The organism is Actinomadura graeca, from assembly GCF_019175365.1.
GTDB lineage: Bacteria > Actinomycetota > Actinomycetes > Streptosporangiales > Streptosporangiaceae > Spirillospora > Spirillospora graeca.
This window is the reverse complement of the sequence record NZ_CP059572.1, coordinates 1,909,741-1,924,017: the sequence shown is the minus strand read 5'-3', so window position 1 is coordinate 1,924,017 and position 14,277 is coordinate 1,909,741. Positions and strand designations below refer to the sequence as shown.

Genomic DNA, 14,277 nt, shown 5'->3' with positions numbered 1-14,277 from the left:
GTTTGCCTATCACTGAGCCGACCTATTGATATTGGAACATATGAATCGCGCGGTCTAGGGTCGGCCGTATGGACAAGGTGATCGCGACCGCGGCCGAGGCGGTCGCCGACATCGCGCCCGGCGCGAGCATCGCGGTCGGCGGCTTCGGGCTCGCGGGCATCCCGCGGTTCCTCATCGAGGCGCTCCTCGACCAGGGCGCGGACCGGCTGACGATCGTGTCGAACAACTGCGGCGTCGACGGCGTCGGTCTCGGCCTGCTGCTGGAGCGCCGCCGGATCGTCCGGGTCATCGCCTCCTACATCGGCGAGAACCGCGAGTTCGGCCGGCAGTTCCTCGCCGGTGAGCTGGAGGTCGAGCTGACCCCGCAGGGCACCCTCGCCGAGCGGCTGCGCGCGGGCGGCGCCGGGATCGGCGCCTTCTACACCCCCGCCGGCGTCGGCACGCTCGTCGCCGAGGGCGGGCTCCCGCTCCGCTACCACCCGGACGGCACCCCCGCGGCCACCTCGCGCCCGAAGGAGACGCGGGTCTTCGGCGGGCGGGAGATGGTCCTCGAAGAGGGCATCGTCACCGACGTCGCGCTGGTCCGGGCGGCCCGCGCCGACCGGCACGGCAACGCCGTGTTCCACGCCGCCGCCCGCAACTTCAACCCCGCCGCGGCGATGGCCGGGCGCCTGACCGTCCTGGAGGCCGAGCGGCTCGTCGAACCCGGGGAGATCGGGCCGGACGAGGTCCACCTCCCCGGGGTGTTCGTCGACCGCGTCGTTCCGCTCACCCCCGAGCAGGCGGCCCGGAAGTCCATCGAGAAGCGGACCGTCCGCACCCGTCCGGAGGAGGACGCCCATGCCGTGGTCCCATGAGCAGATGGCCGCGCGCGCCGCGCGGGAGCTGGGCGACGGCCAGTACGTCAACCTCGGCATCGGGCTGCCGACCCTCATCCCCAACTTCCTGCCGGACGGCCACGGGATCGTCCTGCACGCCGAGAACGGGATCCTCGGCACCGGCCCCTCGCCCTGGGAGGACGAGGTGGACCCCGACCTGATCAACGCGGGCAAGGAGACCGTCACCACCCTCCCGGGCGCCAGCTTCTTCGACTCGCCGACCAGCTTCGCGATGATCCGCGGCGGCCACATCGACGTCGCCGTGCTCGGCGCGATGCAGGTCTCCGCCTCCGGTGACCTGGCCAACTGGATGATCCCCGGCCGGATGGTCAAGGGCATGGGCGGCGCGATGGACCTCGTCCACGGGGCCCGCCGCGTCATCGTCCTGATGGAGCACCGCGCGAAGGACGGGTCCCCCAAGCTCGTCCCGGCCTGCACGATGCCCCTGACCGGCCGCGCCGTGGTGACCCGCGTGATCACCGACCTGGCCGTCGTGGACATCGGCCCAGACGGCCTGGTGCTCGTCGAGACCGCCCCGGGCGTGACGCCCGAGGACGTCGCCGACGCGACCGGGGCGCCTCTGGCGGGCGTCCGGCGGTCCACTGCCACCGAGCCCCTGGAGGCGCACTAGCCGCGGGGGCGGACGAGGCCGTTGTCGAAGGCGAAGACGACGGCGTGGATCCGGTCGCGCAGCCCGAGCTTGGCCAGGATCCGGCCCACGTGCGTCTTGGTGGTCGCCTCCCCGACGTGCAGGCGGACGGAGATCTCGGCGTTGGACAGGCCGCGCGCCATCAGCAGCAGCACCTCGTGCTCGCGGCCGGTGAGGCGGTCCAGGCGCCGCCGCGCCGCCGCGTCCGGCGGGGCGGGCGAGGCGCGGGCGAACTCGGCGAGCAGCCGCCGGGTCACCGACGGGCCGAGCAGCCCCTCGCCCGAGGCGATCGTCCGGACGCCCTCGATCAGCGTCTCCGGCGGGGTGCGCTTGAGCAGGAACCCGGCCGCCCCGGCCCGGACGGCGGCGAAGACGTACTCGTCCAGCTCGAACGTCGTCAGCACCAGGACGCGGGACGCCGGATGCCGGGCGGTGATCCCGGCGGTGGCGGCGACGCCGTCCAGGACGGGCATCCGGACGTCCATCACGACCACGTCCGGCGCGAGCGCGGCGGTGGACCGGACGGCCTGCGCGCCGTCGGACGCCTCCCCGACCACGGTGATGTCGGGCTGCGTCTGGAGCATCATGCGCAGGCCGCCGCGCATCAGCTCCTCGTCGTCGGCCAGCAGGACCCGGATCACGTGACGGCCCGCGTGGCCGGGGGGACGCGTGCCTCGACCCGCCAGCCGCCGTCCGGGCCGGGGCCCGCCCGGCAGGTCCCGCCGAGCCGCCCGGCGCGCTCGCGCATCCCGGCGAGCCCGCGTCCGGGCGGGCCGGGCACGGCGGTGCCGTCGTCGGTGACGGTGACCCGCACGTCCTCCCCGTCGCGGGACACCTGCACCCGCACCGTTGCGGCGGAGGCGTGCCGGACGACGTTGGTGAGCGACTCCTGGACGATGCGGTGCAGTGTCTGGGCCGCGGGCTCCCCGACCGGGGGCAGGTCGCCGTCGACGACGAGGTCGGCGCGCAGGCCCGGCGGGAGCCCGGAGACCAGCCCGCGCAGCGCCGCCACCAGGTCCGGCGGCCCGGTGTCGCCGAGCAGGCCGAGGACCCGGTCGAGGTCGCCGAGGGCGGCGCGCCCGACCTGCTCGATGCTCCCCAGCGAGCGGCGCACGTCCTCGTGCCCGCCGCCGAGCGACAGGCGGGCCGCACCGGCGTGGGTGACCATCACCGTGACCGCGTGCCCGACGGCGTCGTGCAGTTCCCGGGCCATCCGGGCGCGCTCGTCGGCGAGCGCGCGCCGCCGCAGCGCCGCGGCGCGCCCGGCCTCGTGCGCCCGCAGCGCGGCGGCCGCCTCCCGGCGCGACCGGGCCGCGTCGCCCGCCAGCAGCGCGCCGCCGTGCAGGACCGCGCCGAGCACCAGGGCCCCGCCGCCCTCCGCCGCGAGCGCCGTGAGCGCCGCCGCGACGGGCAGGGCGGCGGCCGCCGCGGCACGCGGGCGGGGCCGGGTCTGCGCGACCATCGTCAGGGCCAGCGCGGACGCCGCCGACAGGTTCGTGAGCGGGTGCCCGGTGAGGGCCGTCGCGGCGGTGGCCGCCGCCGACGCCCACAGCGCGGTCGCGGGCGCGAACCGGCGCCCGGAGATGGCCGCGAACCACACCACGGCGGCGGCCCGGACGGCGGGCGGCCCGTGGAACGCCGACGCGGTGGCGTCGGAGTCCCCGATGGCGATGGTCGCCGAGACGTAGGCGACGAACACGTCCAGCGCCACCCAGTGCCACCGGCGGTCGGCGGGCCGGTCCGGGCGCCACCAGCGAGCATCCATGGCCGTCAGCGTACGGAACGCCCGCGACCTGCGGAATCGTCCCGCCGGTGGACGGACCGTCCTCCCGTGGGGGGACGGGCCGCGTCCCGCCCGGGCGACGACCGCGCCGCTCCGCCGTTCCTAGCGTCGCCGCATGACATCGACCCTGAATTCCCCGAAGCCGCCCCCTCCGCGGCGGACCCCGCTGCCCCGCGGACTCGGTGGCGGGGCGCTGGTCCTCACCGGTGCGCTGCTCGCGCCGCCCGCCGCGGCCACCGCATTCCTCCTCACCGCCGCGGCCACCGCGTCGCTCGCCACGTGCGCGGCGACCGCCCTGGCCGCGGCCGCGCTCGTCTCCGGCGCCGCCGCGCACCTGGGCGGACGGCTCGCCCGCGCGCGCCGCCGCGGGCTCCTCGCGGCACTGGCCGCCGCGTGCATGGCCGGGATCACCGCGATCGCGGGCGGCCTGCTGGTGTTCAGGCCCCTCGGCGTCACCGCGGCCCCGCTGCCCGCCCAGGACACCCGCTACTGGCGGCTCTCCACCGGCTCGCGCATCGCCTACACCCTCACCCCGGCGCAGGGGCGGCGCCGTCCTGACCCGGTCGTCCGGTTGCACGGCGGCCCCGGCACCCCCGGCGCCGGCCCGGACGACCTCGACCGCGCGCTGGCCGCGGCGGGCTTCGACGTCTACACCTACGACCAGCTCGGGTCCGGGCGCTCCCAGCGGCTGGACGACCCCGCGGGCTACACCGTCGCCCGGCAGGTCGCCGACCTGGAGGCGATCCGGGGGCGCATCGGCGCGGGACGGCTCGTCCTCGCGGGCGGCTCGTGGGGCGCCACGCTCGCCGCCGCCTACCTCGCCGCGCACCCGGACCGCGTCGCCCGGACGGTGTTCACCTCACCCGGTGCCCTGTGGGCGCCCGAATGGGAGAAGTCCGGCGAGGGGGAGATCTGGGACCGGCTCACCCCGGCCCAGCGCGCGCGCATGGACGACCTGGAGAACCGTCCCCAGCTGGTCGCGTGGTCGCTGCTCATGGCCGTGAACCCGCGCGCCGCGCACGCGCTGCTGCCCGACGAGGAGGTCGATCCGCTCTTCGACGAGCTGCTGTCGTCGGTGGGGTCCGCGGCGACCTGCCGTCCGGGCCGGCCGCTCCACGAGGCCGTGTCGCGCTCGGGCTTCTACTCCAACCAGATGACCTCGGACGACGCCCTCAGGGTCCCCGACCCGCGGCCCGTCCTGCGCCGCGCCGCGGTCCCGGCGCTGATCCTGCGCGGGCAGTGCGAGTACAAGCGGTGGGAGATCGCCCGCGAGTACCGGGACACGATCCCCGGCGCCGTGCTGGTCCAGGTCCCGGACGCCGGGCACGTGATCGACGCCGAGCAGCCCGTCCTCTACCGCTCCGCCGTGGTCGCGTTCCTCACCGGGCGCCCGCTGCCGCTGGCCCCGTACACCGGCCGGGCCGCCCCGCCGCCCGCGGGACGCTGACGCGCGGATCCGCCCAGGTGAACGGCCGGGCCCGCGTCCGCATGCGGCATCATTTCCGGGATGAGCGACTCAGAGGGCGCCGGCAGGCGCGGCGCGGCGCACCGCCTGGTGCCGATGACCGGCCGGGACCCGGAGGAGCGGGGCCGTGTCGCCACGCCGCTGGAGCTGCTGTTCGACCTGACCTTCGTGGTCGCCGTGGGCACCGCGGCGTCCCGCTTCGCCGAGATGCTCGCCGGCGGGCACGTGGCGCAGGCGCTCACCGCGTTCGTGCTCGCGATGTTCGCGATCAGCGTGGCGTGGATCAGCTTCAGCTGGTTCGCCTCCGCGTTCGGCACCGACGACTGGCTCTACCGGGCGCTGACGATGGTCCAGATGACGGGCGTCGTGGTGTTCTCGCTCGGGCTGCCCGCGATGTTCCACTCGGTCGAGGAGGGCGGGCACCTCGAACTGCGGGGGATGGTGATCGGCTATGTCGTGATGCGGGTCGCGATGGTGTCGCAGTGGTGGCGCGCGGCCCGGCAGTCGCCCTCGTTCCACGACGTCGGGATGGCGAACATCCGCTGGACGGTGATCGCGCAGGTCGGCTGGATCGTGGTGGGCTTCGCGCACCTGCCGCTGCCGGCCGTGTTCGCCGGGTTCGCGGTGTTCGGGGCGCTGGAGCTGCTGCTGCCGGTGCTGACCCAGGGCGGCGCGGGCGGCACGCCCTGGCACCCGCACCACGTCGCGGAACGGTACGGCCTCTTCGCGATCATCACCCTGGGCGAGGGCGTCGTCGGCACCGTCGCCTCCTCCGGCGACCTCCTCGGCGGCGAGGCCGGGACGGACTGGACGTGGAACGCCGCCGCCATCGTCGTCGCGGGCGTCGGCCTGACGTTCGGCATGTGGTGGGTGTACTTCTCCACCCCGTTCGGCGACGTCCTGGTCCATCGCCGGGGCCGCGGATACCTCTTCGGCTACGGGCACATCCCGCTCTTCATCGGGATCGCCGGCGCGGGCGCCGGCCTGCACGTGGCCGGCCTGCGGCTGGAGCACCACGCGCGGATCGGCGAGGTCGCGGTGGTGCTGTCCCTCGCCCTCCCGGTCGGCCTCTACCTGCTGATGGTCTACCTGCTGCACACGCTGCTGCTGTCCGTGACGGACCGGTTCCACCTCCTGCTGATCTCGGCCACCCTCGCGGTGCTGGCGGCGGCGGTCCTGCTGGCGGCGGCCGGTGTCACGCCCGCGGTGTGCCTCCTCGTGGTGATGCTCGCCCCGTACGTCACGGTGGTCGGCTACGAGACGGTCGGCCACCGCCACCAGCGGCGGATGCTGGACGACATCGTCGCGGCGGCCGAGCACCCCCCGACGCCGTGACCGGCCCGGTGACCGCGATCGTCGTGGGAATCGCCGCCGCGGACGGTGAGGAGCAGCACGACGGCGGTGACGGTCCGGCCTGAGCATCGATTCGAACGGTTCCGGGCCCGGGTGCGTACCACCTGAGTGACGTCCGCAGGCGCGGGCGTGCGGCGGCGCGGATGGTGCGGTCCGTGGCGAACGGCTGTGAAAGGCTCTGACCCTCATGGGGCTGTGGTCGGCGGTGCGGTGGGTGCGTGCGGCGAGCTTCGCCGCCACCTGTGCCGTTCTCGCGGCCGGTGGTCACCTCGCCGGGGGCGGTCACGTCCACCGGCTCGCGCTGATCGCCGGTTTCCTGGCGGTGCTCGCGCCGGCGCTGGCGCTGACCCGCAGGGAACGCACGATCGCCACGATCCTTCCCGCGGTCGCGGTCTGCCAGGTGGTCCTCCACGTCGTGCTGTCGCAGGCGTCCGCGGGCCACACGATGCCGCACACCGGGCCGGCCGGTGAGGCGACGATGGCGATGGCCGGCGCGCATGGCGGCTCGTCCGGGACGGGCATGCTGCTCATGCACGCCGTGGCCGTGCTGGTCACCTCGTGGTGGCTGGAGTGCGGTGAGGCAAGGCTCTGCGGCCAGATGCGCCGGCTGGCCCGCTGGGCGCTGCGGCCGTTCGCCCGGATCTGGACGGTCCCCGTGCACGGCCCGGCCCGGCCCACGTGCCCGAGGCGCAGGGCTGGAAGGCCATTCCGTACCGTCCTCCTGCGATACGCCTTGGCCAGGCGCGGGCCCCCGGGGAGTGCCGCCGCTCTCGGCTGACGCCCTCTGAGCGTCGCCGATCCGAGCGGAGCTTCCAGTGCCGGAGCCGCCCCCTTCATCGCAGGACGCGCGTCCGGTGCTGAGTTGAGGCCACCTCGCTCTCACCCGAACGCGGTGCGAGCGCCTCGAATCCCCCGGCCGGTGCGGCGACCCCGCCGCGTGGCATGCGCCGTACCAGCCTGGCGTCACGCCTTGGAGCCTGCATGTCCACGACTTCCGAGTCCGATCCTCCGACGTCCGAATCCGGTCCTCCGGCGGACGACACCCAGCACACCGGCCCGCCCTCGGCGACCGCGACGGCCGCCGTCGTCGCGGACGGACCGCGGGCCGCCGGACGGGAGGTGTGGCCGCTGGTGCGGCGGCTGCACTTCTACGCCGGCGTGTTCGTGGCCCCCTTCCTGGCCCTGGCCGCCCTGACCGGCCTGGCCTACGCGTTCACCCCTCAGCTCGACGCCCTCGTGTACCGGGACGAGTTGCAAGTCGCCCGGGTGGGCGGCAGATCCCTGGCACTCGCCGACCAGGTACGCGCCGCCAGGGCCGCGCATCCGGAAGGCGCGGTCGCGACGGTCGTCCCGCCCGCGGACGCGAGCAGCACGACGCGCGTGGTCCTTTCGGTGCCCGATCTGGGAGAGAAGCAGCGCACCGTCTACGTCGATCCCTACACCGGCAAGGTGCGCGGCGAGCTGACCACCTGGTTCGGATCGACACCCCTGACCACCTGGCTGGACGAGATGCACCGCAGCCTGCACCTCGGCACGGCCGGACGGCTGTACTCGGAGACGGCCGCCAGCTGGTTGTGGGTCATCGTCGGCGGCGGGCTGCTCATGTGGCTGGGCCGCCGCCGCCACTACCGGGGGCGCGGACCGGCCCGCCGGGCCCTCTGGCCGGACGGCTCGGCCAAGGGCGTCCGCCGCACGAGGGGCCGGCACGCCGTCCTCGGCGTGTGGCTGGGCGTGGTCCTGCTGTTCCTCAGCGCGACCGGCCTGACCTGGTCCGACCACGCCGGGGCCCGCTTCGACTCCCTCCAGTCGCACCTGCGGGCCACCGCCCCGGAGCTGGACACCGCCCGCGCCGGGACCACCCCGGCGCCGGGCGGCGGCCACGGGCACCACGACGGCGGCGCCCCCACCGGCACGGCCGACCCCGCGGACGACGTCGACCTCGTGATGGCGATCGCGCGCGGCGAGGGCCTGACCGGGCCGATCGAGATCAGCCCTCCCAAGGACACCGGCAGTCTGTGGAGCGTGGCCCAGGTCGACAACCGGTGGCCGGTGCGCCTGGACCAGATCGCCGTCGACGCCTCAACGGTGCAGACCGGCGCGCGCGTGACCTGGGCGGACCATTCGTGGCTGGCGAAACTGTCCACGCTGGGCGTCCAGTTCCACATGGGACGGCTGTTCGGCCTGCCGAACCAGCTCCTGCTCGCGGCCACCGCACTGGGCCTGCTGGGGATCATCTTCTGGGGTTACCGGATGTGGTGGCAGCGGCGTCCCACCCGTGAGGACCGCCGCGCACTGGTCGGACGCCCGCCCGCTCGCGGAACCTGGCGGCGGCTCCCGCGCGCGCTGCTGGTCCTCGGCGTCCCGGCCGTCCTGCTGGTCGGCTGGGCGGTGCCGCTGCTGGGCATCACCCTGCTCGCCTTCCTGGCGGCCGACGCCCTGACCGCCGTCCTGCGCCGCCGTAGGACCGCGGGCAGCCCCCACATAGACCCGGCGCCGCCGGAACGGGCGACCCTCTGAAGCCGGAGACGACAGGGCCCGGGTGAGCCGAGCACTTCTCACCCGGGCCGTCGCCGACGACCGGGCGGTCAGCCGGGGGGCCGCCGTCGCTATGGGCCCTCGCGCCTTTCGCTCTCAGAAGTGGACCGCGCGGTCCACGGTGAACCGGATGAACTCGCCGTCGGCCCAGCGTTCCGTCCCGTACCACCAGCCCGCGCGGACACCCGCGGGGACGGTGTAGCCGCCGAACGTCGCCTCGCGCCGGACCTCCACCCCGAAGACGTGCCGTCCGAACGGGCCCTTGCCCGGGTCGCCCCAGCGGGGCAGCGTGACCGAGGTCAGCGCCCCGGACGGCGCCACCGCCAGCGTGACCGGATGGCCCTCCCCGGCGACGCCCACGCGGGCGATCACATGCTCGTCGTCCACGTCCTCCCAGGTCACCGCCGGTGACAACGCCGCCGCGGGGACGAGGACGATCTCGCTCGCCAGCCGCCCGGCCGCGCTGAGGGAGACGTCCGGGCCCGTGGCGGACATGACCGGGACCGCTCCGAGCAGCCGCCACCGCATCTCGGCGTTGCCGCCGCTGTAGCGGTCGAACCCCCTGACCGGCAACCCGGCCATCCGCGCCGTCGCGGCCCAGATGAACCCGGACGGGGGCCGGAGGATCTGGTCGGCCCGGAACGGCCACCAGGAACCGAGCCGGATCCGGCCGTGCATGCGCAGGCGCACGGACCCGCACAGCGGTGTGCCGGGCCGGATCGCGTGGTTCAGCCAGCGCCGGGCAGGGCCGGGAAGCCCGTGCGTCATCTCCGGCTCGAACGGTGCCGCCGGCCCTGAGGGGGCGGCCAGTTCCGCCCAGTCCCGGCGGGCCGCCCTCGTCAGCCACGGCGCCCCCATGGCGCCTTGGGGGACGCAGAGATCGTCCGGCACCTCGCGGCCCGGTGCGGAGCGCCGATTCATGGCATCCTTCCTGCGGTCGGTGATCCCAGGGAAACGCCTCCCCCCGTGCGGATCAGGAGGCCGTTCGTCCTTTCGACACCGTCATTGGTCCCTCTCTCCCGCGACCTACAGCACACCGAAGGCCCTGATAGCGGGGACGATCACCTCGGGACCTTCGGCCCGCCGGAGGGCCCAGACCTGGGGAGACTGAATATGAGGATCGCTCGCGCCCAGGGGGAGGCGCCCGGCGACGGCCACAGCGGAGGCGATGTCCGTCGGGGGACGGATGTTCGTCCGGGGGCGCGCCGTACTGTGGTCGGCGTGGTCCGGCACCACGTAGGGGAGGCACGGGATGGGCGGTAAGGGCGAGGGCGGCAGGCTGCCGCGGAAGGTCTACGAGAAGGAGCTCTTCCGGCTCCAGGCCGAGCTGGTGAAGCTGCAGGAATGGGTGCGGTCGCAGGGCGCGCGGGTCGTCGTGGTCTTCGAGGGACGCGACGCCGCGGGCAAGGGGAGCACCATCAAGCGGGTGACCGAGTACCTCAACCCGCGCGTGGCGCGGATCGTCGCGCTGCCCGTGCCCACCGAACGGCAGCGCACCGAGTGGTACTTCCAGCGGTACGTCCAGCACCTGCCGGCCGCCGGGGAGATCGTGCTGTTCGACCGGAGCTGGTACAACCGGGCAGGCGTCGAGCGTGTCATGGGCTACTGCTCCAAGCAGGAGTACATGCGTTTCCTCCACCAGTGCCCGATCTTCGAACGGCTCCTGGTCGAGGACGGCATCCTCCTGTCGAAGTACTGGTTCTCGGTCAGCGACGCCGAGCAGCACCGCAGGTTCCAGTCCCGCCTCGACGACCCGATGCGGCGCTGGAAGCTGTCGCCGATGGACATGGAGTCGATCGCCCGCTGGGAGGACTACTCCCGGGCCAAGGACGAGATGCTCGTCCACACCGACATCCCCGAGGCGCCCTGGCACGTCGTCGAGAGCGACGACAAACGCCGCGCCCGGATCAACATGATCGCCCACCTGCTGTCGGCCGTCCCCTACCAGGAGGTGCGGCGCCCGGCGCTCACGCTGCCGCCCCGTCCGCCGTCCAAGGGCTACGAGCGCCCGCCGAGGGAGACGCAGTCCTACGTGCCCGACCACGCCGCGACGCTGACGTCCTGAGAGCATTCCCGGGACGTCGGGCCGCCACGGGCCGGAGGTGCGATGAGGCGGGGATCGGTGGCGCTGGAAGCGCTCGGCAGGGCGTTCCCTGGAGTCGCCGGGCTGCGCGGCTACCGGCGGTCCTGGTGGCGCCGGGACGTGACGGCCGGGGTGACGGTCGCGGCGTATCTGGTGCCGCAGGTGATGGCGTACGCGGGGCTCGCCGGCCTCGCCCCCGTCGCCGGGCTCTGGGCGATGCTCCCGGCGATGACGCTGTACGCCCTGCTGGGCTCCTCCCGGCGGCTGTCGGTCGGGCCCGAATCGACGACGGCGCTGATGACGGCGACGGTGGTCGCGCCGCTGGCCGGGGGAGACGCGGGCGCGTACGCGACGCTGGCCGCCGCGCTGGCCGTGGTCGTCGGCGTGCTCGCGATCGGGGCCTGGTGCCTGCGGCTCGGCTTCGTCGCCGACCTGCTGTCCCGGCCGATCCTCGTCGGCTACATGGCGGGCGTCGCCGTCGTGATGATCGTCGGCCAGCTCGCGAGGACCACCGGCGTCCCCGTCGAGGGCGACGGCACGCTCCGCGAGATCGCCTCGTTCCTCCGCTCGCTCGGCGACGTCCACGCGGGGACCGTGCTGCTCGCCTCCGTCAGCCTGGTGTTCCTGTTCGCGATGCAATGGCGGTTCCCGCGGGGGCCGGGGCCGCTGCTGGCCGTCCTGCTCGGCACCGCGGCCGTGATGCTGTTCGACCTGGAGGACGCCGGAATCGCGGTCGTGGGCGACGTCCCCGCGGGCCTGCCCGGATTCGCGGTGCCCTCCCCGTTCGAACCGGCCGAGCTGGTGCTCCCCGCCCTGGGCGTGCTCCTGGTCGGCTACACCGACAACGTCCTGACCGCGCGGGCGTTCGCCGAACGCGGGGAGGCGCGCAAGGAGGAGATCGACGGCAACCGGGAACTCCTCGCGCTCGGCGCGGCGAACATCGGCGGGGGACTGTTCCACGGGTTCCCGGTCAGCAGCAGCGGCAGCCGCACCGCGATCGCCGTCGCATCGGGCGCCCGCACCCAGCTGTACTCGCTCGCCGCGCTGGGCGGGCTCGTGTGCGTGCTGCTGTTCCTGCATCCCCTGCTGGCCCGGTTCCCGATGCCGACCCTCGGCGCGATCGTCATCTACGCGGCCGTCCGGCTCGTCGACACCGCGGGCTTCGCCAAACTCGCCGCGTTCCGCCGGAGCGAGCTGTCCCTGGCCGTCGCGGCGCTCGCGGGCGTGCTGACGTTCGGCGTCCTGTACGGCATCCTCATCGCGGTCGGACTGTCCGTCCTGGACCTCCTCGCCCGCGTGGCACGCCCTCACGACGCGGTCCTCGGACGCGTCCCGGGCCTCGCGGGCATGCACGACGTGGACGACTACCCCGGCGCCGAGGTGATCGGCGGCCTGGTCGTCTACCGCTACGACTCGCCGCTGTTCTTCGCCAACGCCCACGACTTCAGGCGCCGCGCCCTCGCCGCCGCCGACCGGTACGGCCCCGCGACGTGGTTCGTCCTCAACGTCGAGGCGATCACGGAGGTGGACTCCACCGGCCTGGACGCGCTGGAGGAGGTCCGCGCCGAACTCACCGGCCGCGGCATCACCTTCGCCCTGGCCCGCGTGAAGCAGGACCTCCTCGCCGACCTCCGCGCCTACGGCCTCGCCGCCAAGATCGGCGAGGACCGCCTCTTCCCCACCCTCCCCACGGCCGTCGAAGCCTTCAGACGCGCGTCCGCCGAAGCCGCGCGCCCGGACCCGTAGCCAAAATAGGCCGGCCGTGTATTCCGCGTCGGGCCGCACACGAATCTCCCCACTAGCGGGTCCTCGCTTTCGAAAGGAGGCGGCACCGGCAGCCCGGTGACCGTTTCCGGCCACTCGGAACCGCGGAACCCCTGCTCGCCGCCCTGCGCGGCCCCGCGCCGCCGATTGGAACGGTTCCATGTCAAAAGACAGGTATTGACGGTCGGCAATAGAAGTGCTCGCATTGTCAATTGAAATCAGGTACAAAGAAGTTGAAAAACCTTGATTGACGGCACTTAATGCGAAGGTTACTCTTCGTTGAGATCCCGGGTCATCTCACATTTGACGGGCGTCTCTTCAACCCACGCATCCGGCGCCCGCCTCTTCGGCAGCCGAAGGAACGAAAGCACCCACCTTCGAGCAGGGGAATCGCATGCGCAAGGGGATCGCCATTCTCGCCGCCGCCGCGCTGGCCACGACCGCGGCGTCCGTCAGCCCCGCCGCCGCGTCCGGGCAATGGCTCGCGCGCGGCCCCATTGGAGTCACCATCGAGATCGCGACCGTCAACGGCACCGGGTGCCCGCCCGGCTCCGCCGCGGTCGCCCTGTCGGAGGGCAATGACGCCTTCACGGTCACCTACAGCAAGTACATCGCCCAGACCGGCGGCGCGTCCGCTCCCACCGACGCGCGCAAGAACTGCCAGATCAACCTGAGGGTGCACGTCCCGCAGGGCTTCACCTACGCCATCTCGTCGACGGACTACCGCGGCTACGCCTCCCTGCAACCCGGCGCGAGCGGCGAGCAACTCGCCAGTTACTACTTCCAGGGCGATTCGCGCACCAGGGAGTTCTCGCATTCCATCCCCGGACCGTACAAGAAGAACTGGCAGTCCACCGACCTGGTGGACGTGTCCCAACTCGTATGGGCGCCGTGCGGCGAGCAGCGGAACTTCAACACCAACACGGAAGTGCGGGCGGAGCAGGGGACCTCGGACGCGTCGAAGGTCAGCTTCATCGCCATGGACTCGACCGACGGCAGTATCAAGACGACCTACCACTACGCCTGGAAAACGTGCAAACAGTCCTGAAACCCGCTCGAAAGCAACCCCTGAAGGAGAAGAACGCATGCGCAAGGGCTTGACTGCTCCGGCGGTATACCTCTCCGCTCTCGCGCTGGCCGCGAGTATGGCCCCCGCGGCATCGGCGGATGCGGCGCCGAAGACCCGACCGGCTCCGGACCGGATCACTCTCCAGGTCGTCACCGTGAACGGATCCGGCTGCCCCGCCGGGACCGCGGCCGTGGCGCCGTCGAGCGACAACACCGCGTTCACCGTCACCTACAGCGACTACCTGGCGCAGACCGGCGGCAGCTCCAAGCCGACCGACATCCGCAAGAACTGCCAGCTCAGCCTGGCCGTCCACATTCCGCAGGGCTTCACCTACGGCATCGCGAGCGCCGACTACCGCGGCTTCGCGAGCCTGGCGGACGGCGCGTCCGGATTGGAACGCGCGAACTACTACCACCAGGGCATGCAGCAGTCGACGCCCATCAGCCACTCCATCCGCGGCCCGTACTCCGACAACTGGCAGTTCACCGATCGCACACCGGTGACCGAGATCGTCTGGAAGCCGTGCGGTGAGAACCGTAATTTCAACATCAACACCGAGCTGCGCGTCGATGAAGGAACGTCGGCGCCCGGCGAGACGAGCTTCATGGCCTTCGACTCCGCCGACGGCAGCGTGAGGACCGTCTACCACTTCGCCTGGAAAGAGTGCTGACGACGCTGACCCGTTCGGACCGGGCATG

At 73.4% G+C, this 14,277-nt stretch carries 13 protein-coding genes; 10 read left to right on the top strand and 3 right to left on the bottom strand.

What is annotated here, in order from left to right; all coding sequences use genetic code 11:
- Window positions 1–68 precede the first annotated feature (68 nt).
- Both AGRA3207_RS08865 and AGRA3207_RS08860 read left to right on the top strand, forming a co-directional pair.
- Complete coding sequence (locus AGRA3207_RS08865; protein WP_231334077.1) at window positions 69–857, top strand: CoA transferase subunit A; 789 nt, start codon at window positions 69–71, stop codon at window positions 855–857.
- Window positions 841–1,509 carry a CoA transferase subunit B gene (locus AGRA3207_RS08860; protein WP_231334076.1) on the top strand — a complete coding sequence of 223 codons (669 nt, stop codon included), beginning with the start codon at window positions 841–843 and terminating at the stop codon, window positions 1,507–1,509. Before AGRA3207_RS08865 ends, AGRA3207_RS08860 begins: the two co-directional genes overlap by 17 nt.
- Here AGRA3207_RS08860 and AGRA3207_RS08855 read toward each other — a convergent pair.
- Complete coding sequence (locus tag AGRA3207_RS08855; protein WP_231334075.1) at window positions 1,506–2,168, bottom strand: response regulator transcription factor; 663 nt, start codon at window positions 2,166–2,168, stop codon at window positions 1,506–1,508. The genes AGRA3207_RS08860 and AGRA3207_RS08855 overlap by 4 nt on opposite strands.
- The gene (locus AGRA3207_RS08850) at window positions 2,165–3,292 is read right to left on the bottom strand and encodes a sensor histidine kinase (protein WP_231334074.1); all 1,128 of its coding nucleotides are present in this window, start codon (window positions 3,290–3,292) and stop codon (window positions 2,165–2,167) included. The genes AGRA3207_RS08855 and AGRA3207_RS08850 overlap by 4 nt, the downstream gene beginning before the upstream one ends.
- Window positions 3,293–3,425: 133 nt before the next feature.
- On the opposite strand from AGRA3207_RS08850, the gene AGRA3207_RS08845 reads away from it, so the two are divergent.
- From AGRA3207_RS08845 to AGRA3207_RS08830, 4 genes are all read left to right on the top strand, one after another.
- Window positions 3,426–4,757, top strand: coding sequence for an alpha/beta fold hydrolase (locus AGRA3207_RS08845; RefSeq protein ID WP_231334073.1), 1,332 nt, complete (start codon window positions 3,426–3,428; stop codon window positions 4,755–4,757).
- A 60-nt stretch (window positions 4,758–4,817) separates the two neighbouring features.
- A complete protein-coding gene (locus tag AGRA3207_RS08840) occupies window positions 4,818–6,110 on the top strand; it encodes a low temperature requirement protein A (RefSeq protein WP_231334072.1) in 1,293 nt (430 codons plus the stop codon).
- A 205-nt stretch (window positions 6,111–6,315) separates the two neighbouring features.
- A complete protein-coding gene (locus AGRA3207_RS08835) occupies window positions 6,316–6,906 on the top strand; it encodes a hypothetical protein (protein WP_231334071.1) in 591 nt (196 codons plus the stop codon).
- Between the two features lie 203 nt (window positions 6,907–7,109).
- The gene (locus tag AGRA3207_RS08830; RefSeq protein ID WP_231334070.1) at window positions 7,110–8,645 is read left to right on the top strand and encodes a PepSY-associated TM helix domain-containing protein; all 1,536 of its coding nucleotides are present in this window, start codon (window positions 7,110–7,112) and stop codon (window positions 8,643–8,645) included.
- Window positions 8,646–8,759: 114 nt separating this feature from the next.
- Here AGRA3207_RS08830 and AGRA3207_RS08825 read toward each other — a convergent pair whose 3' ends face one another.
- Window positions 8,760–9,584, bottom strand: a complete 825-nt coding sequence (locus AGRA3207_RS08825) for a DUF6544 family protein (RefSeq protein ID WP_231334069.1) — start codon at window positions 9,582–9,584, stop codon at window positions 8,760–8,762.
- A 331-nt stretch (window positions 9,585–9,915) separates the two neighbouring features.
- Between AGRA3207_RS08825 and ppk2 the strand changes: the two genes are divergently transcribed.
- From ppk2 to AGRA3207_RS08805, 4 genes are all read left to right on the top strand, one after another.
- Window positions 9,916–10,728 carry a polyphosphate kinase 2 gene (gene ppk2 / locus AGRA3207_RS08820; RefSeq protein ID WP_231334068.1) on the top strand — a complete coding sequence of 271 codons (813 nt, stop codon included), beginning with the start codon at window positions 9,916–9,918 and terminating at the stop codon, window positions 10,726–10,728.
- 42 nt (window positions 10,729–10,770) lie between these two features.
- Window positions 10,771–12,492, top strand: a complete 1,722-nt coding sequence (locus tag AGRA3207_RS08815) for a SulP family inorganic anion transporter (protein ID WP_231334067.1) — start codon at window positions 10,771–10,773, stop codon at window positions 12,490–12,492.
- Between the two features lie 412 nt (window positions 12,493–12,904).
- On the top strand, window positions 12,905–13,558 hold the full coding sequence (locus tag AGRA3207_RS08810; protein WP_231334066.1) for a DUF4360 domain-containing protein: 654 nt from the start codon (window positions 12,905–12,907) through the stop codon (window positions 13,556–13,558).
- A 175-nt stretch (window positions 13,559–13,733) separates the two neighbouring features.
- Window positions 13,734–14,249 (top strand): DUF4360 domain-containing protein, encoded by a 516-nt coding sequence (locus AGRA3207_RS08805; RefSeq protein WP_231334065.1) that lies wholly within the window; start codon window positions 13,734–13,736, stop codon window positions 14,247–14,249.
- Window positions 14,250–14,277 lie beyond the last annotated feature (28 nt).

Coding starts and splice junctions, on each gene's coding strand:
- AGRA3207_RS08865 (WP_231334077.1), top strand. CDS start 69: ATGGACAAGGTGATCGCGACCGCGGCCGAGGCGGTCGCCGACATCGCG.
- AGRA3207_RS08860 (WP_231334076.1), top strand. CDS start 841: ATGCCGTGGTCCCATGAGCAGATGGCCGCGCGCGCCGCGCGGGAGCTG.
- AGRA3207_RS08850 (WP_231334074.1), bottom strand. CDS start 3,292: ATGGATGCTCGCTGGTGGCGCCCGGACCGGCCCGCCGACCGCCGGTGG.
- AGRA3207_RS08845 (WP_231334073.1), top strand. CDS start 3,426: ATGACATCGACCCTGAATTCCCCGAAGCCGCCCCCTCCGCGGCGGACC.
- AGRA3207_RS08840 (WP_231334072.1), top strand. CDS start 4,818: ATGAGCGACTCAGAGGGCGCCGGCAGGCGCGGCGCGGCGCACCGCCTG.
- AGRA3207_RS08835 (WP_231334071.1), top strand. CDS start 6,316: ATGGGGCTGTGGTCGGCGGTGCGGTGGGTGCGTGCGGCGAGCTTCGCC.
- AGRA3207_RS08830 (WP_231334070.1), top strand. CDS start 7,110: ATGTCCACGACTTCCGAGTCCGATCCTCCGACGTCCGAATCCGGTCCT.
- AGRA3207_RS08825 (WP_231334069.1), bottom strand. CDS start 9,584: ATGAATCGGCGCTCCGCACCGGGCCGCGAGGTGCCGGACGATCTCTGC.
- ppk2 (WP_231334068.1), top strand. CDS start 9,916: ATGGGCGGTAAGGGCGAGGGCGGCAGGCTGCCGCGGAAGGTCTACGAG.
- AGRA3207_RS08815 (WP_231334067.1), top strand. CDS start 10,771: ATGAGGCGGGGATCGGTGGCGCTGGAAGCGCTCGGCAGGGCGTTCCCT.
- AGRA3207_RS08810 (WP_231334066.1), top strand. CDS start 12,905: ATGCGCAAGGGGATCGCCATTCTCGCCGCCGCCGCGCTGGCCACGACC.